Here is a 23,546-nt window from a genome sequence, read left to right as displayed (position 1 = left end):
AACACAGGAGTCTTCGTTGGCGACGACGATCAGCTTCCAGGACACGAAAGGGAAGCAGCGAGGCCCGGCGGGGGTGAATCTCTCCGGGCCGGCGCGGACCCGGCGGGGCCGCAAGCTGCGCGACAACCTGACCGGGTACGCGTTCCTGGCCGGAGCGATCTTCTGCTTCGCCCTCTTCTCGTGGTTCCCGATGATCCGCGGCATCGTGATGAGCTTCCAGCACACCAAGCGGGGCGTCACGACCTGGGTCGGCTTCGACAACTACACCCGCATCATCCACGACCCGAGCTTCGGGACCGCCTGGAAGAACACCTTCTACTTCACGGCCCTCGCGCTCGTCCTCGGCTACGCCGTGCCGTTCGTGGTGGCGATCCTGCTCAACGAGCTCCGGCACGGCAAGGGCTACCTGCGCATCCTGGTCTACCTGCCGGTCATGCTGCCGCCGGCCTCGGCGCTGTTCCTCTTCAAGTTCTACGCGTACGACCCGAGCGACGCCGGCCTGTTCAACGCGGTGCTCAAGTTCTTCCACCTGCCGACGTCGGAGTGGATGCAGTCGCCGACCGCCACGATGCCGGCCATGGTGATCGCCTCGACCTGGATGAACATGGGCGCCGCGGTGCTGATCTACCTGGCCGCCCTGCAGAACATCCCGGGCGAGCTGTACGAGGCGGCCGAGCTCGACGGCGCCGGCCTGCTGCGCCGGATCTGGAGCGTGACGATCCCGCAGACCCGGCTCATCCTCGCGTTGCTGGCGATGCTGCAGATCGTCGCCACCATGCAGGTCTTCATCGAGCCGCTGATCCTGGCCAACGGCGCCGGCACGCAGGACTCGGCGACCTCGGTGGCGTACCTGATCTATCAGCACGGCTTCTTCCAGAACGACCTGAACGGCGCCGCGGCCCTCGGCGTGATCGTGCTCATCGTGCTGGCCGCCTTCTCCGCCGTGTACGTGCGGCTCACCACGAAACAGGACTGAGACGATGACCCGAACCCTCATCTCCGAGGCGCAGATCCGGCGCGGCAAAGGCAAGTACCTCTACTGGGCGGTCCTCGTCGCGGTCGTGGTCGTCTTCACGCTGGTCTTCATCGGGCCGCTGTACTGGATGGTCACCGGCGCGCTCAAGTCGGGCCAGGAGATCGCGCAGACGCCGCCCACCCTCTTCCCGAAGCACCCGGAGACCGACAACTACGCCAACGCGTGGAACAACCTGAACCTCGCCAAGCTGATGTTCAACACGTTCTACTACGCGGTCGGCGCGGTGTTCTTCCAGCTCGTCTTCGACACCGCCGCGGCGTACGCCCTCTCCAAGCTCCGCCCGATCTTCGGCAACGTGGTGCTGGCGCTGATGCTGGCCACCCTGATGATCCCGGCCATGGTCCTGATCGTCCCGCAGTACGTGACGGTGATCGACCTGCCGTTCGTGCACACCAGCCTGCTCGACTCGCCGTGGGCGATCTGGCTGCCCCTGGTCGCCAACGCGTTCAACATCTTCCTGCTCAAGCGGTTCTTCGACTCGATCCCCGAGGACCTGATCGCGGCGGCCATGGTCGACGGCGCCTCGCCGTTGCGCACGCTCTGGTCGATCATCCTGCCGATGTCCCGGCCGATCCTCGGTGTCGTGTCGATCTTCGCGGTCACGTACGTCTGGAAGGACTTCCTCTGGCCGAAGCTGGTGATGCCGTCGCCGGAGACGCGCACGCTCAGCGTCGGCATCTACGCCTTCTCCGGCGGCACCCCGATGAACGTGGTCGTCGCCGCCTCGGTCATCGCCGCGGTCCCGACCGTGATCATCTTCCTGATCTTCCAGCGCAACATCATGTCCGGCCTCACCGCAGGCTCGGTCAAGGGTTAACCGCCCTATCTCGAAATATCGCCAGATTTCTGGTCCGGTGACCCCGGGCTTAGCTACCCATGCAGAAAGCAGGTGCTTGTGTCCACAACAGACGGTGGTCCGTGGTGGAAGAGCGCGGTGATCTATCAGGTGTACCCGCGGAGTTTCGCCGACTCGGACGGCGACGGGATCGGGGACATCGACGGCATCCGCTCGCGTCTGGGGCACCTGCGCGACCTCGGCATCGACGCGATCTGGATGAGCCCGTGGTACCCGTCGCCGATGGCCGACGCCGGCTACGACGTGGCCGACTTCCGCGACATCGACCCGGTCTTCGGCACGCTGGCCGGGGCCGAGGCGCTGATCGAGGAGGCGCACCGGGTCGGCATCCGCATGATCGTCGACATCGTGCCCAACCACATCTCCAGCGAGCACCCGTGGTTCAAGGCGGCCCTGGCCTCGCCCGCCGCGAAGGAGCGCGACTACTTCTGGTTCCGGCCGGGCCGGGGCGAGAACGGCGACGAGATGCCGACGGACTGGCGAGGGGAGTTCGGCGGCACGACCTGGACCCGTACGCCCGATGGCATGTGGTATTTGCACCTGTTCACGCCCGAGCAGCCGGACCTCAACTGGGACCACCCCGACGTGCGGGCGGAGTTCGAGAGCATCCTGCGGTTCTGGTTCGACCGCGGCGTCGACGGCATCCGCATCGACTCCGCCGCACTGCTGTTCAAGGACGGAGACCTTCCCGAGGTACGCGAGGGGGAGCCCCACCCCTTCCACGACCTCGACGAGGTGCACGACGTGTACCGGGCCTGGCGGCGCGTCTCCGACTCGTACGACGGAGATCGCGCTTTGATCGGCGAGGTCTGGATGCCGGAGGTCGAGCGGTTCGCGAAGTACCTGCGGCCGGACGAGCTGCACGCGGCGTTCAACTTCGACTTTTTGGGCTGCGCCTGGGATCCGGCGCTGATGCGTCAGTGCGTCGACCGCACCCTCGACGCGCACCGGGCCGTCGGCGCGCCCGCCACCTGGGTGCTCTCCAACCACGACGTCACCCGGCACGTCACCCGGTACGGCCGCGAGGACACCACGTTCAGCTTCGAGAACAACCTCGACGGCGTGCCGGTCGACCTCGAGCTCGGCACCCGCCGGGCCCGGGCCGCCGCGCTGCTGTCCCTCTCGCTGCCCGGCGCCACCTACATCTACCAGGGCGAGGAGCTCGGGCTCTGGGAGAACGAGAACATCCCGCCTTCGTCCTATCAAGATCCGATGTGGGCGCGGCGCGGGCACAGCCGGGACGGCTGCCGGGTGCCGCTGCCGTGGAGCGGTGACGAGCCGCCGTTCGGTTTCAGCGCCGCTCAACCGTGGCTGCCGCAGCCGGCCGAGTGGAAGGACCTGACCGTCCAGGCCCAGACCGGCGATCCGACGTCGATGCTCGAGCTCTACCGCGAGGCGATCCGCCTGCGCCGCGATGAGCCCGGCCTGCATCGGCCGTCGTTCGGCTGGCTCGACGTACATCCGCAAGTGCTCGCTTTTTGCCGTGGCGCGCATTTCGCCTGCGTCGTCAACATGTCCGGCGCCCCGATCACCCTGCCGGACCACGAGACCTCCCTGCTCGCCAGTGGCCCTCTCGACGGTGACCGCCTCCCCCCGGACACCGCCGTCTGGCTGCGCCTCCAGTAGAGCCGTCCTCTTCCCTCAGAGCAGGAGGAAGCATCATCCCCGGGGGCTTTTCACCCGAGAAAGGCACCGCTCCCACCATGCCTCGATTGAGAAGACGCCTGCTCGCGGCCGCCGCGGCCGTGGGCGTCGTGGCCGCAGTCCTCTCCGCACCCACCGTCGCGTCGGCGGCCGGCCCGAACCTGGCCGCCGGCAAGACCTTCAGCGCCAGCAGCTTCGCCGACGTCTACGGCGCCGGCAACGCCGGCGACGGCAACGCCAACAGCTACTGGGAGAGCCAGAACAACGCCTTCCCGCAGTGGCTGCAGGTCGACCTCGGCTCGGCCGTGGCGGTCAACCAGCTGGTGCTCAAGCTGCCCCCGGCGACCGCCTGGGCCACCCGCACCGAGACGCTTTCGGTCACCGGCAGCTCGGACGGCTCGTCGTTCAGCACGCTCAAGGCGTCGGCCGGCTACACCTTCAACCCGGCCTCCGGCAACACGGTCACGGTGGACCTCACCACGGCGACCACCCGCTTCGTCCGGCTGAACTTCACCGCCAACACCGGCTGGCCGGCCGGGCAGCTCTCCGAGCTGGAGGTCTACGGCCCGGTCACCGGCGATACCCAGGCCCCCTCGGCGCCGTCGAACCTCGCCTACACCCAGCCGGGGAGCGGGCAGATCAAGCTGACCTGGTCGGCCTCGACCGACAACGTCGGCGTCACCGGCTACGACGTCTACGCCAACAACGTGCTGCGGACCAGCGTGGGCGCGGGTGTGCTGACCTACACCGACAGCCAGCCCGACTCGGCGACGGTCGCCTACTACGTCAAGGCGAAGGACGCGGCCGGCAACGTGTCGGCGGCCAGCAACACCGTCACCCGTAACGGCACCGGCGGCACCGGCACCAACCTGGCGCTGAACAAGCCCATCGACGCGTCGTCGACGGTGTTCACGTTCGTGGCGACCAACGCCAACGACGGCAACACCGCCACCTACTGGGAGGGCAGCGCGTACCCGGCCAACCTGACGGTGCAGCTGGGCGCCAACGCCTCGCTCCAGCAGGTCGTGATCAAGCTCAACCCGGACAGCGCCTGGGGCACCCGTCAGCAGACGTTCTCGATCCTCGGCCGGGACCAGGGCTCGTCGTCGTTCACCACGCTGGTGGGCTCGGCGACCTACACGTTCAACCCGGCCACGGGCAACACGGTGACCATCCCGGTGAGCGGCACGGCCGCGGACGTCCGACTCTCCTTCACCGCGAACACCGGCGCGCCCAGCGGTCAGGTGGCCGAGTTCCAGGTCATCGGCGTCGCGGCGCCGAACCCGGACCTCTCGATCACCGCCATGTCGTCCTCGCCGGCCGCGCCGGTCGAGACCGACGCCGTCACGCTGTCGGCGACCGTTCGCAACGGCGGGACGGCCGCGTCGGCCGCTACCAACGTCAACTTCTACCTGGGTACGACCAAGGTCGGCACGGCTTCGGTGGGTGCTCTGGCCGTGGGAGCCTCTGCGACCGTATCCGCCACCATCGGGGCTCGGGACGCCGGCACCTACGCTCTGTCCGCCAAGGTGGACGAGTCGAACACCGTGATCGAGTTGAATGAGGCCAACAACTCGTACAACTCGCCCAATTCGCTCGTGGTGACACCGGTTTCCAGCTCGGACCTGGTGGCGTCGGTGGTGTCGTGGTCGCCGGGCAACCCGTCGGCCGGGAACACGGTCACGTTCTCGGTCACGATCAAGAACCAGGGGTCGGCCGCTTCGGCTTCCGGTGCCCACGGTGTAACTCTGAGCATTTTGTCCGGATCGACCGTGGTGAAAACTTTGTCCGGCTCCTACAGCGGCACGCTCGCGGCCGGCGCCTCGTCACCCGCTCTGTCCCTGGGGACCTGGACGGCCGTAAATGGGAAATATACGGTTCGTACCGTTATTGCGGTCGATGCCAACGAATTGGCGGTCAAGCAGGCCAACAACACCGCCGACAAGCCGTTCTTCGTCGGTCGCGGGGCGAACATGCCCTACGACATGTACGAGGCCGAGGACGGCGTGCTGAGCGGCGGCGCCGCGATCGTCGGTCCCAACCGCACGGTCGGCGACCTGGCCGGCGAGGCGTCCGGCCGCAAGGCGGTCACGCTCAACCAGACCGGCGCCGCGGTGCAGTGGACCACCCGGGCCGCCACCAACACGATCGTCGCCCGGTTCTCGATCCCGGACGGCACGACGAGCTCGATCAACGTGTACGTGAACGGCTCGCTCAACAAGACGCTGCCGCTCACCTCGAAGTACGCCTGGCTGTACGGCAACGAGACGTCGCCGCAGAACTCCGGCTCCGACCCGCGCCACATCTACGACGAGGCCAACATCATGCTGACCGGGTCGTTCCCGGCCGGCAGCACGGTGCGCCTCCAGAAGGACTCCGGCAACTCGGGCAACATCGCGATCGACTTCATCAACCTCGAGCAGGTGTCGGCGCTGGCCAACCCGGACTCGTCCAAGTACGTGGTGCCGACCGGCTTCGACCAGCAGTCGGTGCAGAACGCGCTGGACGCCGCCCGGCAGGACACCACCAAGCTCGGCGTCTACCTGCCGGCCGGTGACTACCAGGTCTCCAGCAAGCTGCAGGTGTACGGCCGGCCGATCGTCGTCACCGGCGCCGGCCCCTGGTACACCCGTTTCTTCACCCCATCCACGCAGACCGAGACCGACGCCGGCTTCCGGGCCGACAACGGCGCGAACGGTTCGACGTTCAAGAACTTCGCGTTCTTCGGCAACTACACGATCCGCATCGACGGCCCGGGCAAGGTCTTCGACTTCGCCAACGTCTCCGGCATCACGATCGACAACATCTGGACCGAGCACGTGGTCTGCCTGTACTGGGGCGCGAACACCGACAACATGGTGATCAAGAACTCGCGCATCCGGGACACGTTCGCCGACGGCATCAACATGACCAACGGCAGCACCGGCAACCTGGTCGACAACAACGAGGCCCGGGCGACCGGCGACGACAGCTTCGCGCTGTTCTCGGCGATCGACGCGGGCGGCTCCGACGAGATCAACAACACCTACTCGAACCTCACGTCGATCCTGACGTGGCGGGCGGCGGGCGTCGCGGTCTACGGCGGGTACGCCAACACCTTCAAGAACATCTACATCGCCGACACGCTGGTCTACTCGGGCATCACGATCAGCTCGCTCGACTTCGGCTACCCGATGAACGGCTTCGGGGCGTCCCCGCCCACGACGTTCGACAACATCTCGATCGTCCGGGCCGGTGGCCACTTCTGGGGCGCGCAGACGTTCCCCGCGATCTGGCTGTTCAGCGCGTCGAAGGTGTTCCAGGGCATCCGGATCAGCAACGTCGACATCGTCGACCCGACGTACTCCGGGATCATGTTCCAGACCCAGTACATCGGTGGTCAGCCGGTCAACCCGATCAAGGACACCGTGCTGACGAACATCACCATCAGCGGTGCCGTCCGCTCCGGCGACCAGTTCGACGCCAAGTCCGGCTTCGGCGTCTGGGCCAACCCGCTGCCGGAGGCGGGCCAGGGCCCGGCGGTGGGCTCGGCCACCTTCACCAACCTGCAGTTCAGCAACAACTACCGGGACATCGAGAACCAGACGTCGACGTTCACGATCGTCCGCAACTGAACCCGCTCCCGAGGTAAGAGGGGGGTCCGCGTCGTCTCCGCGGGCCCCCTTTCACCTGGTTCCGGTCACCACCCAGATGGTCAGGATGGCCAGGAAATCCCCGCGGGCACCGGCCTCCTCGACATGCGAGAACCACTTCTCCCGTACGCCGGGGGGCGTCATCCAGGACTCCGCGGGAATCCGTGGGTTGACCATCGGCAGCACCACCGCGGCCGACGACGGCGTGTCGAAGACGCAGGTCACCGGCGTCGCCGTCACGTCGGTGAGGCCGGCGGCCAGCAGCCGGCGGCGCAGCGTGCGGCCCATGTCGAGCTGCTGCGGCGTGAGTCGGCCGTGCATGTGCGCCACGATCGAGTCGCCGAGCCGGGCCGGCACGCCGTCGAAGGCCAGCGACTCCCAGTCGGTGTCGATCAGGCAGATCCGCCCGCCGGGCCGGGTCACCCGGGCCAGCTCGCCGATCGCGACGTCCGCGTCGTCTACGTGCTGGAGCACCCGCTCGCACCAGACGCCGTCCACGCTCGCGGCCGGCAGGTCGATGGCCGAGACATCACCGATCCGGTACCGCACGTTGCTGCCGTCGTGCCGCCGGACGGCCGCGGCGATGGTCGCGGCCGAGGAGTCGAGCGCGATCACCTCGCCGTCCGGCCCCACCTCGGCGGCGAGCCGTCGCGCCACGTCGCCCGCGCCCGAACCGGCGTCCAGCAGGCGCGCGCCCGGCTCGGGGCGGAGCGCCATCATCGCCGTACGCCGCACCCGCTTGATCTCCGGATGACGGCCCATGGCCTCGAGCGCCGCCAGCAGCATGGCGGTCATCTCGCTGGTCTGGCCGTCGAGGTCGGAGAACGGCGTGCGTTCCATCTGCGCGGGCTTCATGAGCCAAATGGTGACGCACGGGGATCACATCTCACGGGTAGTGGTCACCCATCCGACAGGCCGTACGGGACGGTTCCCACCCGCCCGGCGTAGGTTTCTGGGTCATGGAGTTTCTGACGCTGCCGGACGGCCGCACGCTGGAATATCTGGTCGACGGGCCGGCCGGGGCCGTGCCGCTGGTGCTGCACCACGGGACGCCCTCGGGGACGGTCCTCTACCGCCCGATCGTGGACGCCGCCGCCGAGCAGAACTTCCGGGTTGTGCAGGCCAGCCGGCCCGGCTACGGCGCCTCCACCCCGCACCCGGGCCGGACCGTGGCCTCGGTCGCCGGCGACACCGCCGCCCTCCTCGACGCGATCGGGGCCACCTCGTTCGTGACCGTCGGGTGGTCGGGTGGCGGCCCGCACGCCCTGGCCTGCGCGGCGCTGCTGCCCGGGCGGTGCGTCGCCGCCGCGACCATCGCCGGCGTGGCACCCTACGGCGCCGAGGGACTCGACTGGATGGACGGGATGGGCGCCGAGAACGTCGAGGAGTTCTCGGCGGCCGTGGCCGGCCCGGCGGAGCTCGACAAGTTCTTGACCGAGGCGGCGAAGCCGCTGGCCGGCGTGACGGCCGCCGACATGGTGGCGGCCTTCGGCGACCTGATCTCCGAAGTGGACCGGAACGCCCTCGTCGGCGGCTTCGCCGACTATCTGGCGGAGTCGATGCGGGCCGCGGTCTCGCACGGGATCGCGGGCTGGCGGGAGGACGACCTCGCCTTCGCGGCGGACTGGGGCTTCGCGCTCGGCGGCATCACCGTGCCGCTCGCCCTCTGGCAGGGCGACCAGGACCGGATGGTCCCGTTCGCGCACGGCCGGTGGCTGGCCGAGCATCTGCCGTCCCCCGAGGTGCACCTGGCGCCGGGCGAGGGGCACCTTTCGCTGATGGACAACTTCGGGACGATCGTGGCGGGTCTTCGCCGGCACGTGGACCGCTTGTCGTAGCCGATCAAACTTCCACCGGAGTCAGGTCCGGCAGCACCTCGGGTCGCTCGGCGGCGGGAGCCTGGGCGCGGCCCGAGGGCACCAGCAGCGCGACGCCGATAGCAGCCACCGCGACCACGGCCAGGATCAGGAACGACTCGGTGTAACCGGACTCGGCGGGCAGGCCTTGCACGCCGGGGTGGCTGGTGACCACCGAGCTGACGATCGCGGTGCCGATGCTGGCGCCGATCGTGCGGATGTTGGTGTTCATGCCGGAGGCGGCGCCGGTCTGGTGCATGGGCACGCTCTGCACGATCAGGCTGATCATCGAGGAGTAGACGAGGCCCAGGCCGATGCCGAAGATGCCGCCGGCCAGGGCGACCATCGGCCGCGTGCCGTGGGCGACGGCCAGCGAGAAGCAGGAGGCGGCGGCCAGCGCGGAACCGAGGATCAGCTGGGCCTTGCCGCTCACCCAGCGGGTCAGCGGGCCACTGATCGAGCCGAAGAGCGCCATCGTGACCATCATCGGCAGCATCAGCAGGCCGGCCTCGGTGACACTCGCGCCGAAACCGTAGCCGGACGCCGTCGGCACCTGCATGAGCTGCGGCAGGAACGCGAAGATCCCGAACATCGAGGCGCCGAAGAGCAGGGCCACCAGGTTCGTCGTCCAGACGGCGGGCAGGCGCATCATGCGCATGTCGATCAGCGGGTTGGCCGAGCGGATCTCGGCGACCAGCCAGGCGGCGAGAAGAACAACGGCAAGAGCGAGCAGCCCGACCGTACGGAATGAGCCCCAGCCCCAGGTGGTGCCCTTGCTCAGGGGCAGGAGCAGCGCCACCAGCCAGCCGGAGAGCAGCACCGCGGCGATCCAGTTGACCCGGCCGGGGCTGCGGTGCGGCGACTTGGGGACGACGAACCAGGCGAGGACGCCGACGGCGGTGACCACGAACATCGGGATCCAGAACAGCCACCGCCAGTCGAGGGCACCCACGATCGGGCCGGCCAGCACGATGCCGAAGCCGCTGCCGGCGGCGATCACGGCGGCCATCACGCCGACCGCGGAGGTGACCCGGTGCGGCGGGAACTCGTCGCGGATGATGCCGAACGAGACCGGGAAGATCGCGCCGCCGAGGCCCTGCAGGACGCGAGCGGCGATGAGGATGCCGACGGTCGGCGCGATCGCGGCGACCAGGCAGCCGACGGCGATCGACGCGAGGGCGACCAGCAGCGCGCGGTCCTTGCCGATCATGTCGGCGACCCGCCCCATGAGCGGGGTGGCCACCGACGCGGCGAGCAGCCAGGCGGTGAGCACCCACGTGACCGTGCCGGTGTCGGTGTGCAGGTCGCGCTGTATGACCGGCAGAACCGGCGTCACCAGCGACTGCATCAGCGCGAACGCGGCAGCGGCGGCCGCGAGCACGGCAAAGGTCACTCGCGGCGAGGTCTGATAAAGTCGAGGCATGCCTCCACATTAATGGAGGGGTGCCTCCGGTTCGCAACCGAATAAGCGGGCGGAGTGGTGTGAGGAGGATCTCCATGACGGAAGTGCCGGTCGGCGTGCGGCGGCCGCAGCGGGCCGACGCCGCGCGGAACTTCGACGCGCTGATCGCCGCGGCCCGGGAGGCGTTCGCCGAGAACGGGACGGATGCCTCGCTCGAGGACATCGCCCGGCGCGCGGGCGTCGGCATCGGCACGCTTTACCGCAACTTCCCGGCGCGGCAGGACCTGTTCGAGGCGGTCTACGTCGAGGAGATCAACAAGCTGAACGGCGTGGCCGAGGCCGTCGCGTCGCTGCCACCATGGCAGGCGCTCACCACATGGCTGCGCCAGTTCGTCGAATACGCGGCGACCAAGCGCGCCATCATCGAGGCGATGAACCGCGAGTCGCCCATGTTCGCGGCCTGCCGCAAGTCCATGTACGCGGCCGGCGAGCCGTTGCTGACCCGCGCCCAGGCGGCCGGCGAGGTCCGCCCCGACGCCACCTTCGACGACGTGATCCGCCTGGTCTCGGGCCTGACGTCAGCCGCCTTCATCGACGCCGCCCAGCGCGACCGCGTACTCAATCTCGCCCTGGACGGTTTGAAGGTCTTCTGAGCCCCCGGGCCGAACTCGCAGGTCCCTCACCAGGCTGAGGCTCTGACGCGCCGGCGTCTTCAGACCGCTTCGCCGCGCTGGGCCCACTCCCGCGCGAGGTGTGCCGACGGCCCCGGTCCGTTTGCTGGAGCGCGCCGCCGCCCTCCAGTCCCTTACCGCGCTGGAGCCTTCGCCCGGATCGCGCCGGTTTTCAGAGCCGGACCGCGTTCCCCGTGCGAGCGGATTCCCGGGCCGCGTCGAGCACAGCCATGTTGCGCACGACGTCGGCCGGATCCACCGGCACCGGCCCCTCGCCCCGAACCGCCCTCGCGAACGCCGGGTAATAGGTGTCCCATCGCCCGCGCTCGGTAGGCACCGGCGCACTGGTCGGCCCGTGATAGAGCCGCCCCCATCCGTGCTCGGGCTCGACTCCCCACCGCTCTCCGAGACCGGACGGCGCCTTACCCGCCTTGAGCAGCGCCTCCTGGTGGTCCATCCCATCCACGCCGTTGACGATGTAGGTGCCCGTAGTACCCGAGACCCGGAACCGCGGCCCCGGCGCCGCCTGCCGCCAGCTACCCCACAGGTGCGACTCGACCCCGTTGACATGGTGAATCGCGACGAAGAAGTCGTCGTCGAGCTCGCCGCTGCCCCGAATCTCGGCGTACACCCGCCCCGCCGGCCCGTGCAGCAGAAGCGCCTGGTCAACGAGATGCGACCCGAAGTCGAGCAACGTCCCGCCGCCCGCCGCCGGCACCTGCCGGTCCGGAGCCCACCGCTCGAACCGCGACTCGAACCGCCGCACGTTCCCGAGCGTCCCCTGGCCGATGAGCTTGCGAACGGTCAGCAGATCGGAGTCCCAGCGCCGGTTCTGATACACGCTGAGCAACACCCCCGCCGCATCGGCCGCGTCGACCACCTCCTGCGCGCTGGCCGCATCGAGCGTGAACGGCTTGTCCACCACCACGGCCAGCCCGAGCCCAATGGCCTCCTTGGCAACCGCGGCGTGGGTAGCCGCCGGCGTCGAGATCGCCACCGCCTCGGCCCCCGCCGCCTTGAGCGCCGCAAGGTCGTCAAACGCCGTCAGCGTAGGCCGCTTCGCCGCCAGCTCGGCCCGCCGCTCCGCCGACCGGGTCACCACGCCCAAAAACTCAACGTTCCCAGCCGAGGCGATAAGCGGGGCGTGAAAGATCCGTCCGCCGGTCCCATACCCGACAAGCCCGAACTTGACCGCGTCACTCATTCCGAAGAGCCTGCCACAACCACCCACCCTTCGCCGATCAAGGGTCCACCAACCGGCCCCGCGATCCACCTCCTCACCAGCGTCCCCACCAGCCCAGCCGCGGCCGCGCCGGACCGAACGTTGCGCGCACGGCGCCCCGGCGCTATGGACCCGCCCTGCGGCGCGCCTGCCCTGCGGCGCGCCTGCCCTGCCGCCCGTCCTGCCGCGCGCTCGCTGTGCTTCGCGCCCGCTGCGCCGCGCTTCCGCACCGAGCGGTCCCATCCGCGCTGCGCCCGCCGTGCCGGGCTCCTCCCGCGCCCTTCTCGCTCCGCGCGGTCCCTCGCCGCGCGCGCTCGGGGCGTCGCAGGCTTCCGGTCCTGGTCCCGGTCCCGTCCAGGCCGGGCGCTATGGGCCTCGCGCCATTCGGATCTGCGCCCGCGAGCCTCGGGAGACCGTGCGCCTAACCATCGGCCCGGCGCCAATGCTGTCGCTTGCGGTCGTCACGAATCACGTATCCGAGCCGTGCCAGCTCCCCGCGAAGGTCGCGCTGGTCGTTCTCGTCGCCGGATTCGATGGCCTTCTGTCTGGCCGCGAGCAGAGCGTGGGCCGTCTCAGGCAGCTCGGGCAGACCGGGGACCCACCGACGGTAGGAAGCCAAGTAGGGATCCTGATCCGCCCAGGCGATGCCATTGCCGGTGAAAGCGGCACGCAGGCGCCTCGCGGACAGATGACTGGGCTCCCGCGCCAACTCCCGGCCCGTGCGGCCCAGCAGGACCAACCGGTCGCGATCGGGGAACGCCACCGCGATGTCGGGCCGCGGCACCGCTACGGTCGAGCCGGGTCGGGTCAGCATCACGTCGGCCCGGGTGATGCGGACGGTCAGCGACTCGCGGTCGGCCAGGCCGGCCAGCACGAGACCAAGTAGAGCCCCGGCCGCGGCGGCGGCAATCGTGGCGGCCGTGCCGGGCAGCTCGCGAATAAGGCTGAGCGGCCCCGGCAACGGAAGCCACCAGACCACGCGAACGGCCAAGAAGAGCAGCGCCGCGCCGGCCAGCGGAAGGCCGAGCCACGTGAGCAGTCTGGCCCACCACGGGGTCGGCACGGTTGTCGTCTGTTCGAGCACGGGATCGAGTCTTCGCCTCGGGCGGGCCGGTCCGATACCGACCAAGGGCGATATCCCGTAGACCAAAGTCGACTGCCCGCCGAGGCCGCCCGCCGGTAGCTTCGAGGCATGAACCGACGAACGGCACGGACCTGGCTGCTGGAGGGCTCCCTCGCAGCCGGTGCCTTGCTGCTCGGGCTGTTCTTCACCATGCAGTCGGTTTCGGAGGGCGACGGCGCCCCGATTCCTCTAGAGGCCGTCGCGGGGCTCGTCTCCGTAACCGCGCTCGTGCTGTTCCGCCGCACCCGGCCGGTCACCCTGACGCTTGCGCTCATTCCGCTCGGCATCACGCTCGGGATGCCGATGGGCGTGCTGCCGTTCGCATTGTTCTCGGTCGCCCTGCATCGTCCGGCCCGGGTCACGATCGCGGTCGCCGCCGCGCATGCCGCCGCCGTGTCCGTCTTCTACGGGCTGGCGCTGGGGTTGACACGTACTTATTACGAGACCGTCGCTTTTCTTGTTCTCCTGCACGTGAGTCTGGTCGCGGTGGCGATGCTGATCCGCGCGCATCGGCTCCTGGTGGCATCGTGGGCTGATCGTGCGCGCCAGGCCGAGGAGGGTCAGCGGTTGCGCATCGAGCAGGCGCGGCTGGCCGAGCGCGAGCAGATCGCTCGCGAGATGCACGACGTGCTCGCTCACCGGGTGTCGCTGCTGGCGCTGCACGCTGGCGCCCTCGAGGTGCGGCGTGACGCTTCGGCCGATGAGCGCCAGGCCGCGGGCGTGATCCGGCAGTGTGCGCACGACGCGCTCGAAGACCTCCGAATGCTGCTCGGCATGCTTCGTGCGCCGGCCGAGGATCGGCCGCAACCGACGTTGCAGGATGTGCCGGCGCTGGTCGAGCAGACCCGATCGGCCGGTGCCGACGTGGTGTTCATGCTCCACGGCGATCGCCCGATCAGGGCTGACGGGAAGGTAGCGGTCCAGCCGGGATCGGGCTTCAACCGCGATTCCGAAGAGGACGGAGAACTCTCTAGCGGCTGGGAGCGCGCGGATGATCGTGAGCTTGCCGGTGACCCGCTCGCTGGGGTCAAGCTCGACGGCGGGCCAGACGGTGAGGGCGGGCCAGACGGTGAGAGCGAGCGGGGCGGTGGCGGCGAGCTGGACGGCAAGGGCGATCTCGACGACTACGGCGGCCTCGATCTCGACGACTACGGCGGACTCGATGATGAGGACTACGGCGACTTCGGCGAGGTGCCTGATCAGACCGGGCGGCACGCGTACCGGATCATTCAGGAGGCGCTCACGAACGCGCTCAAGCATGCGCCGGGTTCTGCGGTGCGGGTGAAGGTCGACATTCGGTGGTTCCGCGGGCTTGATGTGCGGGTCGACAACGACCTGGTGTGGGAGCGTGCGGATCTTGCCGTCCGTCCTCGGCTGGTTCATGCGGAGCCGATCCCCGGGGCCGGTGCGGGGTTGGCGGGGCTGCGGGAGCGGGTTCAGTTGGTGGGCGGGAAGCTGGAGCACGGGCCTACGGCGTCGGGGGAGTTCAATCTGCGGGCATGGCTGCCATGGAACACCTGACGTCGGCGGCGACGGTGGATGGGAGCGCATCCGTGGGCGCGGCGCCGGTGCGGGTGTTGATCGTGGATGACGATGCGCTTGTGCGCCAAGGGCTTGCGATGTTGCTGGGGGCGTTCGACGAGATCGAGGTGGTCGGGGCGATCTCGGACGGGACGGAGGTGGCGGCCGCGGTCACCAAGTACCGGCCGCAGGTGGTGTTGATGGACATCCGGATGCCGCGCATGGATGGGCTCACGGCCACGGCGCAGTTGCGGAGTCGGCGGGATCCGCCCGAGGTGATCGTGCTGACGACGTTCGACACCGATGACCATGTGCAGCGGGCCATGCGGGCGGGGGCCTGCGGGTTCCTGCTCAAGCATGAGCCGCCGGGGGACATCGCGCGGGCGGTGTGCCGGGCGGCGGCGGGGGAGCCGATCTTCACGCCGTCGGTGCTGCGGCAGGTAATGGGGCTTGCGGCGGCGGTCGACGAGAACCCGCGGCGGGATCAGGCGCGGCGGGCGCTGCGGCAGCTCAGCCCCAGCGAGCGGCATGTGGCGCAGCTGATCGCGGATGGGCGGACCAACCACGAGATCGGCGTGGAGCTGCGGATGAGCACGGCGACGGTGAAGGCCTACATCACGCGAATCTTCACGAAGCTGGAGCTGAGCAACCGAGTGCAGGTGGCGGTCATGGTCCTCGACTCGCGCTGAGTGGTGGAATGGCCGCGGCGGGCAGAGCGGCGCGGGTGCGGCGGAGAGGCGGGGCGAACGGCGCGGAAGAGCGGCGCGGGCACGCGCGCGGGCGAGCCTAGGCGGCGCGGGCGCAGGCGGCGCGGGCGCAGGCGGCGCGGGCGCAGGCGGCGCGGGCGCAGGCGGCGCGGGGACGGGCGGCTCCGGCGCGGGGACGGGCGGCGCGGGCGGGCACGGCGGTGGGTGAGCGAAGGCCCGCCACCGGAAGTGGGCGGCGGGCCTTGCGGTCGCGGTCGGGCCGAGCGGTAGGGCCGAGCGGCCGGGCCCAGCGAGCGAGCCGGGAGCGGTGGGCTAGGCGGAGGCCGGGACCATGCGGCTCAGGAGCTGGTCCAGGTCGATGCTGGCGAAACCAACCCGGACGTCGCTGGCGCCGTAGGGGAGCCACAAACGGCCGTCGTGGACTATGCCTCCGCAGGAGTAGAGGACGTTGGGGACGTAGCCCTCGCGTTCCACGTCGTCGGGGAAGAGCAAGCCGTCTGGTAGGTCGGCTATGACGCGCTCGGGGTTTTCCAGGTCCAGGAGCATGGCGCCTATCGCGTAGCGGCGCATGGGGCCCACGCCGTGGGTCAGGACCAGCCAGCCGGCCTCGGTCTCCACCGGCGAGCCGCAGTTGCCGACCTGGATCAGGTCCCAGCCGCGGTGGGGGACCAGCAGTGGGGCGGCGTGCTGCCATCGGTGCTGGTCGTCGCGGACGCTCAGGCCCAGCGTCTCGCCGTCGGAGCGGCACAGGGCCAGCTTGCGGCCGCCCACGTAGCGCGGGAACAGGGCCATTCCCTTGTTTCTTGCGGCGGGGCCGTGCAGCTGGGTGACCTCGAAATGGCGCAGGTCGCGGGTGAAGATGACCCGGCCCGAGATCTGCCGGCCGTCGTACGCGGTGTACGTGGCCTGATAGGCGAGCCGGCCGTCGGGGTCGAGGACCTGCACGAAGCGTGCGTCCTCCATGCCGTTGCTCTCGGCCCGGGTCGCCGGCCACATGATCCGTTGGTGCAGCGGGGTCGCGCACGGGAACGTGACCGCGTAGTCCTCGCTCACGATGTGGCGGATGCGGTCCAGGGTCTCCTGCGTCGTGGGCCGCGCCAGCAGCTCGGCCGGCACGTGACCGATGACGTCCTCGAACTCCTCGTCGTTGTAGCGCTCGGGGAGGGCCGACACGACGTACGCGGAAGCCTCGTTGTCGATCTCCGCGTCGATGAGCGCCGCGGAGAGCTGGAAGCGCATGTGCATGGCGCCCACGCGCTGGCCGGTCATCAGCGGGCCGGTGCGGTCCTCGAGCCGGATCTGCTCGCCGGGGCCGAGGATCGCCGAGCAGAAGCCGACCGACGAGATGTGGCCCTCGCCGATCTGGCGCATGCTCATCGCCACCCGCAGCTCGCCCGTCTCGAGGCCGGACTGGTCGGGATGCGGCACCATCGACGGGTTGCAGAGCGCGGCGGCCTCGACCGAGAACTCGTGGCTGAAGTACGCGCCGATCAGCGTGCGGGCCGTCGGGGAGAGCTCGATCTCCGCCGGTACGCGGTGCTGCACCAGCTCGTAGTGATGCTGGAACACCGACAACAGGTCGTGATGCCGCCCGGCGAACCGGCTCAGCACGTCGTCGAGCAGCCGGCCGGTCTCCTCCTCGTCGAGCCGCAGGATGCGCTCGATCAGGCTGGACGTCCGGTTCTGCACGATCTGGGCATCCTCGCCGGGCACGAACAGCTTGATCACCACGCGCCGGTCGTCCGGCTCCATGACGATGTCGTGCCGGGTGAGGAAGGTCTTCGTATTCATGGTTGCGGTCACGCTAGGCCGCCTGACGGTCGGGTCGCGCGGGAGGCCGCCAGCGTGCGGGCATGCTGCAGCGTGGAGACCAGCGCGAGGGTTGATTCGGCTCCTTGGTTCACATTAGGACCATCTGCCGTCAATCCGTCATAACATCCGCCGGTTAGGGGGTCGTACATGACCGTCTGCGTGTCGTTGTCGCCCAGGAACCAGGCGATCGCCCGGAACAGGGGCGCGTCCCAGCGGTCGTCCCCGGTGATCGAGGCGGCCGTGGCGCAGGCGTCGGCGACCGCCGCGGCCTCGATCGGCTGCTGGTCGAAGCGATGCTTGGGCACGCCGGGACGCCAGCCGCCGACCGGGACCGTCGACAGGTGGCCGTCGTTGTCCTGCTCCCGGCACAGCCAGGCCAGCATCCGCAGGCCGGCCAGCAGGCGCGGCTCGTCGCCGAGCAGGTCCCCGGCCGCGATCACGACCTCGGCCACGGTCGGGTTGGCGTAGGTGAGCTCGGGCTCCGGCCAGACCCACGCCGGGTCGGGGCCGGGCAGGCCGACCGCCTCGGCGGCATCGCGCAGCAGGGCGGCCGCGTCGGGGCAGTGCGGGTCGCATCGCAACACCTCGGCGGCGCCCAGTCCGGCGTACGCCATGGCACGTGGCCACGGAGAGCGCTGCCGCGTCCCCAAGCGGAAGGCCAGTCGCGCCTCGCGGCGGATCCACGGCACGCTGGAGCGCGCCGCGGCCGTGCCCAGTCCCCAGAGCGCACGCCCCCACCAGTCGCCGAGACCCGGCTCGTCGGTCCAACGGCGGTCGAAACTCATCCGGTTGCGGAAGGCGCCGTCCGGCCCCTGCGCGTGGGTGAGGAACGCGAGATAGCGCTCGGCGAGCGCGACGATCTGCGGCGTGGGACGAGGTTCGCGACTGGCGACGAGCAGCCCCCGCGCGACGTCGTCGACGCAATAGCCGTGTTCGCGCCGCACGATCGCGTTGCGCGAATGCTCGAGCAGCCCGGTGTCGTCGGACATCCGCGCGATGTGCGCGAACGAGGGGGCGGGAGCGTCGGAGAGCTGGATCGGCGGCGGGACGAGCCGCAAACCAACACTCATGCCGGTACGGCCGAAGCAGCGACCGTGGCGGCGGGGGTGTGCGCGGCCAGGAGACGTCCGGCCAGAGCCTGGTACCGCGCCGCGACGGCCGGCCACCGCAGGGTCGGTCCGCCCGCGATGCCGGCGAGACGGTTGGCCAGGCCGGGCCGGTCCAGCAGGTGCCGGATCGCGGCGGCCATCGCCTCCGGGTCCTGGTGCGGCACGAGCAGCCCGGGGCCGTCGGCCAGCAGTTCGACCGCGTGCGGGAACTCGGTCGCGACCACCGGCACCCCGGCCCCGACGGCCTCGATCAGCACGCCGGAGGTGACCTGCTCGGTCGAGTCGTAGGGCAGCACCACCACGTCGGCCGAGCGGATCAGCCGGGAGAGCTCGGCCTCGTCCAGGTACTCGTCGCGCCAGGCCACGGCCTCGGTCACCCCGAGCGACTCGGCGAGCGCCTTCAAGCTGTCCCGGTACGCGTCCCCGAACTGCTCCAGCACCTTGGGGTGGGTCCGGCCGGCCACGGTGTAGACCGGCGCCGCCGGCGAGTCGCGCAGACGGGCCAGTGCCCGCAGCGCCCACTCGATGCCCTTGCCCGGCCCGAGCAGTCCCCAGGTCAGCAGGTGCGGCCGGTCGTGGTCCTCGCGCGGCGCGGCGTCGTGGCTGCCGGCGCCGTGCGGGATGACCGAGATCTTCCGGGCGTCGACGTCGTAGCCGGCGATCAGCCGCCGCCGGGCCGTGTCGGTCATCGTGACCAGGGCGTCCGCGGCCACGGCGATCCGCTCGAGCACCTGCCGCTGCAGCGGGTCGGGGTTGCTGAGCACGGTGTGCAGCACGACGATCGACGGCACCTTCAGGGCGCGCAGCAGCGGCAGCACCTCGGCGCCAGCGTCGCCCGGGTAGATCCCGTACTCGTGCTGCACGATCGCCACGTCGAACCGGTTGAGCGCATTCGCCGCCGCCGTCCAGCCGCCCGGGTTGTCGGTGTGCCAGGTGTGCACGACCCGGGGTGCGGCCCGGTCGAGGTCGATGCCGCCGCTCACGTTGTCGCTGGCGAGCAGGCGGACGACCCCGGCGCCGCCCCCCGCATTCAGCTGGGTGGCGAGTGCGGCATTGAATGTGGCCAAACCGCATTGGGTGGGCGGGTAAGTGCTCAGAAAGCCGTACGTGGCGGGCATGACTGGCCTTTCTCAGGTTCGCGGCTGCCTCCCCGCAGCACGACTCAGCACGCCCGGGAGAAACTGTTCTGAGCGCGCTTAAACGCCATTGCGACGTTTCGGGAAATTGCCCCGGGCAACGTGCAATTCACATTGGGACGTTAACAAGAAACGCCTATTCACCTGACGATTTTGCGGTAAATCGCCAGGTAGTCGTCGACCATCCGGTCGGCCGAGAAGCGCTCGCGGGCCCGGGCCGCGCACCCGGCGCGGTCGATCATGCCGATCTCGGCGACCGCCGCCACCGCCTCGTCGACGCCGGCGACCAGGCGTCCGGTCACCCCTTCTTCGACGACCTCCGGCATCGAGCCTTTCCGGTACGCGACGACGGGCGTCCCGCAGGCCATCGATTCGACCACCGAGAGGCCGAACGGTTCGGCGAACCGGATCGGGTGCAGCAGCGCCGCGCAGGACCCGAGAAGCCGCGCCCGATCGGCCGGCCCGACCGATCCGAGATAGACGACCCGGTCGCCGTCGATGTGCGGCTCGACCCGGGCGGCGAAGAACTCGTGATCCTGCACGATCCCGCAGAGGATCAGGCGTCGCCCGGCGCGGCGAGCGATCTCGAGGGCGAGGTCGGTGCCCTTGTCCGCATGAATGCGCCCAAAACATATTAAATCGGGCGAGGACGAGCCCACGGATACCGGTAGTAGAGACAGGTCGATCCCGTGGTGCACCGTGCCCACGTAGGAGAGCGCCGGGGACCGGTCGCTGTCGGAGATGGAGACGAACAGGGACGAGGAACGTTCGTACGCGGGAAGGATGTTGGGTCCGGAGAAGCCGTGGATCGTCGTCAGCAGCGGCGACGCGCAGAGGCTCGAGAACGCCAGCGGCAACCAGTCCAGGTGGTTGTGCACCAGGTCGAACTCGCCCGACCGGGAGAACGCGTGCGCGACGTGCAGCGCCTCCCAGACCCGCCCGTCCAGCTCCGGGCTCTCCTCGTAACCGGCCGGTGCCACCCCGTCGAGCGCGGCCTTGGTGATCGAGTCGAGCGTCGCGAACAGCGTCACGTCGATGCCCCGGGCGGTGAGACCCTCGGCCAGCAGGCTGGTGATCGTCTCCCACGGGCCGTAGTGCACCGGCGGCGTACGCCAGGCGATCGGCCCCAGCAGCGCTACCCGCATGACAAACGCCGGAAATCGGTAGTTAACACCCGTTTAGTATGCCCAGCCGTCCGCGCGTCCGAGAACGTGTTAGAGAAGACGCATGACGGATCTTTGGTGGAAAAGCGCGGTCGTGTACCAGATCTACCCCCGCAGCTTCGCCGACGCCGACGGGGACGGCATGGGTGACCTGGGCGGCATCATCGACCATCTGGACCACCTGGCCGAGCTCGGCGTCGACGTGCTCTGGCTGTCGCCGATCTACAAGTCGCCGCAGGACGACAACGGCTACGACATCAGTGACTACCAGGACATCGACCCGCTCTTCGGCGACCTCGAGACGTTCGACAAGCTGCTGGCCGGCGTGCACGACCGGGGCATGAAACTGATCATGGACCTGGTCGTGAACCACAGCTCGGACGAGCACCCCTGGTTCGTGGAGAGCCGGTCGAGCAAGGACAACCCGAAGCGGGACTGGTACTGGTGGCGGCCGGCCCGGCCCGGGATGGAGCCGGGCACGCCGGGGGCGGAGCCGACCAACTGGGGCTCGGCGTTCGGCGGGCCGGCCTGGCAGTACGACGAGACGACCGGCGAGTACTACCTGCACCTGTTCTCGCCCAAGCAGCCCGACCTCAACTGGGAGAACCCGGAGGTCCGCGAGGCCGTCTACGCGATGATGCGCTGGTGGCTGGACCGGGGCGTGGACGGCTTCCGGATGGACGTCATCAACATGATCTCCAAGGTGCTGCCGCTCACCGACGGCCGGGCCACGGCCGGCGCCGCCTATGCCGACGGCTCCGCCTCGTACATCAATGGCCCGCGCAACCACGAGTTCCTGCGCGAGATGTACGACAAGGTCTTCGCCGGCCGGACCGAGATGCTCACCGTGGGGGAGATGCCCGGGGTGACCGTCGACGAGGCGATCAAGTTCACCGACCAGGACCGGCACGAGGTCGACATGGTCTTCCAGTTCGACCACGTGTGGGCCGACCGCGGCGGCGACCCCTGGAAGGTGATCCCGCTGCAGCTCACCGTGCTCAAGGGGATCTTCGGCCGGTGGCAGGCGGGCCTGGCCGAGGTCGGCTGGAACAGCCTCTACTGGAACAACCACGACCAGCCGCGGGTGGTCTCCCGCTACGGCGACGACTCGCCCGAGCACCGGGTGGCGGCGGCGAAGATGCTCGGCACGGTGCTGCACCTGCACCGCGGCACGCCCTACGTCTACCAGGGCGAGGAGCTGGGCATGACCAACTTCCCGTTCCGTACGATCGCCGACTTCCGCGACATCGAGGCGCTCGGCCAGTTCCGCCAGGCCGTCGAGCTGGAGAAGAAGAATCCCGAGGACGTGCTGACCGTGCTGCGGGCCCGGGGTCGGGACAACGCGCGCACGCCGATGCAGTGGGACGACTCGCCGAACGCCGGGTTCAGCTCGGGTACGCCGTGGCTGGCGGTCAACCCCAACTACCCCGAGATCAACGCGGCGGCCGAGCGGGCCGACCCCGACTCGGTCTTCCATCACTACCGCAAGCTGATCCAGCTGCGGCACGAGGAGCCGGCGGTGGTGGACGGCGACTTCACCATGCTGCTGCCGGCCGACGAGCGGCTGTACGCCTTCACCCGCCGCCTGGGCGACACCGAGCTCCTGGTGATCGGCAACTTCTCCGGCGACACCGTACGTGCCGAGATCGACGACGCCATCGCCTGGGAGGACGCGGAGCTGGTCCTCACCAACGTGGCCGAGCCCCAGGGCCTGACCATGGCGCCGTGGCAGGCCGTGGTCTACCGCCGCACGACGTAGGGAACCAGGCCGTCGAGCAGGCGGGCCAGGCCGAACTCGAACAGCTTGTCGAGGTCGAAGTCGAAGTCCTGGCTCGTCAGCTCGCGGAAGTGCGACATGGCCCCGGCGTCCAGGGTGGCCAGGAACGTCCCGGTCTGCGACTCCACCCACTGGTCGTTGGTCAGCCCGCTCTCGCGGATCGCCTCGGCCTCCGGCTCCAGCGCGCTGGCCACCCCGCGCACGAAGGTGAACAGCAGGATCTGCACATACATGCGCTCCTGCGGGCTGAGGCCGGTGCCGTCGAACGCGGCCAGCACCCATTCGCTGAGCCGCATCGCGTTCGGCGCGAGCTGCGGCCGGGTGATCGACATCGTCGGCCCCAGCCACGGATGCCGCTGGAACCCGGCCCATTCGAGCCGGGCGACCACCTCGAGCGCCGCCCGCCAGCCGCCGGGTGGGTGCCGGGCCGGCAGCGGCAGTTCGCCCATCGCCGCGTCGATCATCGCGAGCGTCAGCTCCTCGCGGCTCGGCACGTGCCGGTAGAGCGCCATCGTCGAGACTCCGAGCCGGCCCGCGAGGCGCCGCATCGACAGCTCGGCGAACCCCTCCTCGTCGGCGATCGCGATCGCGGTGGCCACGATCCGCGGCCGGGTGAGCTCGTGGTCGCGGCGCGGGACGGGACCGGCCACCACGGTGCCGACGCCGGGGCGGCTGATCGTCAGGCCCTCCTCGCGCAGCGCCGCGTGGGCCCGGGTGGCGGTGGCGATCGCGACGCCCCACTCCTTGGTGAGCTGCCGGGCCGACGGCACCCGGTCGCCCGGCCGCAGCTCACCGGCCTCGATGCGACGCCTGATCCCGTCGACGATCTGTTGATACGGATGCACTAGTACACCTCGTCCTCGTCCGGGTTCCCGTACT

General features: G+C 69.9%; 18 protein-coding genes. 9 read left to right on the top strand and 9 right to left on the bottom strand.

Going from position 1 to position 23,546, the window contains the following annotated elements:
• The first annotated feature begins 16 nt into the window (after positions 1-16).
• From ACQP2F_RS36805 to ACQP2F_RS36790, 4 genes are all read left to right on the top strand, one after another.
• The gene (locus tag ACQP2F_RS36805; RefSeq protein ID WP_433295811.1) at positions 17-976 is read left to right on the top strand and encodes a carbohydrate ABC transporter permease; all 960 of its coding nucleotides are present in this window, start codon (positions 17-19) and stop codon (positions 974-976) included.
• Positions 977-980: 4 nt separating this feature from the next.
• On the top strand, positions 981-1,853 hold the full coding sequence (locus ACQP2F_RS36800) for a carbohydrate ABC transporter permease (RefSeq protein ID WP_433295809.1): 873 nt from the start codon (positions 981-983) through the stop codon (positions 1,851-1,853).
• A gap of 78 nt (positions 1,854-1,931) precedes the next feature.
• Positions 1,932-3,518: a glycoside hydrolase family 13 protein gene (locus tag ACQP2F_RS36795; RefSeq protein WP_433295807.1), complete on the top strand. Its 1,587-nt coding sequence runs from the start codon at positions 1,932-1,934 to the stop codon at positions 3,516-3,518.
• 77 nt (positions 3,519-3,595) lie between these two features.
• Positions 3,596-7,150, top strand: coding sequence for a discoidin domain-containing protein (locus ACQP2F_RS36790; protein ID WP_433295805.1), 3,555 nt, complete (start codon positions 3,596-3,598; stop codon positions 7,148-7,150).
• A gap of 51 nt (positions 7,151-7,201) precedes the next feature.
• Here the strand turns inward: ACQP2F_RS36790 and ACQP2F_RS36785 are convergent, their stop codons facing one another.
• Positions 7,202-8,023 (bottom strand): methyltransferase domain-containing protein, encoded by an 822-nt coding sequence (locus ACQP2F_RS36785; protein ID WP_433295803.1) that lies wholly within the window; start codon positions 8,021-8,023, stop codon positions 7,202-7,204.
• Positions 8,024-8,127: 104 nt separating this feature from the next.
• Here ACQP2F_RS36785 and ACQP2F_RS36780 point away from each other — a divergent pair, with 104 nt between their 5' ends.
• Positions 8,128-9,006: an alpha/beta fold hydrolase gene (locus tag ACQP2F_RS36780; RefSeq protein ID WP_433295801.1), complete on the top strand. Its 879-nt coding sequence runs from the start codon at positions 8,128-8,130 to the stop codon at positions 9,004-9,006.
• Positions 9,007-9,010: 4 nt separating this feature from the next.
• Here ACQP2F_RS36780 and ACQP2F_RS36775 read toward each other — a convergent pair whose 3' ends face one another.
• Positions 9,011-10,447, bottom strand: coding sequence for an MFS transporter (locus ACQP2F_RS36775; protein ID WP_433295799.1), 1,437 nt, complete (start codon positions 10,445-10,447; stop codon positions 9,011-9,013).
• Between the two features lie 74 nt (positions 10,448-10,521).
• Between ACQP2F_RS36775 and ACQP2F_RS36770 the strand changes: the two genes are divergently transcribed.
• Positions 10,522-11,079 (top strand): TetR/AcrR family transcriptional regulator, encoded by a 558-nt coding sequence (locus ACQP2F_RS36770; protein WP_433295797.1) that lies wholly within the window; start codon positions 10,522-10,524, stop codon positions 11,077-11,079.
• Positions 11,080-11,269: 190 nt separating this feature from the next.
• On the opposite strand, the gene ACQP2F_RS36765 is transcribed toward ACQP2F_RS36770, so the two are convergent.
• Both ACQP2F_RS36765 and ACQP2F_RS36760 read right to left on the bottom strand, forming a co-directional pair.
• Positions 11,270-12,301, bottom strand: a complete 1,032-nt coding sequence (locus ACQP2F_RS36765; RefSeq protein WP_433295795.1) for a Gfo/Idh/MocA family protein — start codon at positions 12,299-12,301, stop codon at positions 11,270-11,272.
• A 439-nt stretch (positions 12,302-12,740) separates the two neighbouring features.
• On the bottom strand, positions 12,741-13,403 hold the full coding sequence (locus ACQP2F_RS36760) for a YqeB family protein (protein WP_433295793.1): 663 nt from the start codon (positions 13,401-13,403) through the stop codon (positions 12,741-12,743).
• Between the two features lie 108 nt (positions 13,404-13,511).
• Between ACQP2F_RS36760 and ACQP2F_RS36755 the strand changes: the two genes are divergently transcribed.
• Complete coding sequence (locus tag ACQP2F_RS36755; RefSeq protein WP_433295791.1) at positions 13,512-14,963, top strand: sensor histidine kinase; 1,452 nt, start codon at positions 13,512-13,514, stop codon at positions 14,961-14,963.
• A complete protein-coding gene (locus ACQP2F_RS36750) occupies positions 14,942-15,652 on the top strand; it encodes a response regulator transcription factor (RefSeq protein WP_433295789.1) in 711 nt (236 codons plus the stop codon). The genes ACQP2F_RS36755 and ACQP2F_RS36750 overlap by 22 nt, the downstream gene beginning before the upstream one ends.
• A 330-nt stretch (positions 15,653-15,982) precedes the next feature.
• On the opposite strand, the gene ACQP2F_RS36745 is transcribed toward ACQP2F_RS36750, so the two are convergent.
• From ACQP2F_RS36745 to ACQP2F_RS36730, 4 genes are all read right to left on the bottom strand, one after another.
• On the bottom strand, positions 15,983-17,461 hold the full coding sequence (locus ACQP2F_RS36745) for a glycoside hydrolase family 130 protein (protein WP_433295787.1): 1,479 nt from the start codon (positions 17,459-17,461) through the stop codon (positions 15,983-15,985).
• 8 nt (positions 17,462-17,469) lie between these two features.
• A complete protein-coding gene (locus ACQP2F_RS36740) occupies positions 17,470-18,552 on the bottom strand; it encodes a glycosyltransferase (RefSeq protein ID WP_433295785.1) in 1,083 nt (360 codons plus the stop codon).
• Positions 18,549-19,709 carry a glycosyltransferase gene (locus tag ACQP2F_RS36735; protein ID WP_433295783.1) on the bottom strand — a complete coding sequence of 387 codons (1,161 nt, stop codon included), beginning with the start codon at positions 19,707-19,709 and terminating at the stop codon, positions 18,549-18,551. Before ACQP2F_RS36735 ends, ACQP2F_RS36740 begins: the two co-directional genes overlap by 4 nt.
• Before the next feature lie 158 nt (positions 19,710-19,867).
• Positions 19,868-20,872, bottom strand: a complete 1,005-nt coding sequence (locus ACQP2F_RS36730) for a glycosyltransferase family 4 protein (protein WP_433295781.1) — start codon at positions 20,870-20,872, stop codon at positions 19,868-19,870.
• Positions 20,873-20,954: 82 nt separating this feature from the next.
• Between ACQP2F_RS36730 and ACQP2F_RS36725 the strand changes: the two genes are divergently transcribed.
• Positions 20,955-22,649, top strand: coding sequence for an alpha-glucosidase (locus ACQP2F_RS36725; protein WP_433295779.1), 1,695 nt, complete (start codon positions 20,955-20,957; stop codon positions 22,647-22,649).
• On the opposite strand, the gene ACQP2F_RS36720 is transcribed toward ACQP2F_RS36725, so the two are convergent.
• On the bottom strand, positions 22,631-23,512 hold the full coding sequence (locus ACQP2F_RS36720; RefSeq protein WP_433295777.1) for a TetR/AcrR family transcriptional regulator C-terminal domain-containing protein: 882 nt from the start codon (positions 23,510-23,512) through the stop codon (positions 22,631-22,633). The genes ACQP2F_RS36725 and ACQP2F_RS36720 overlap by 19 nt on opposite strands.
• Positions 23,513-23,546 lie beyond the last annotated feature (34 nt).

The organism is Actinoplanes sp. CA-030573, assembly GCF_050951115.1.
Classification (GTDB): Bacteria; Actinomycetota; Actinomycetes; order Mycobacteriales; family Micromonosporaceae; genus Actinoplanes.
This window is presented reverse-complemented; position numbering and strand designations above follow the sequence as displayed.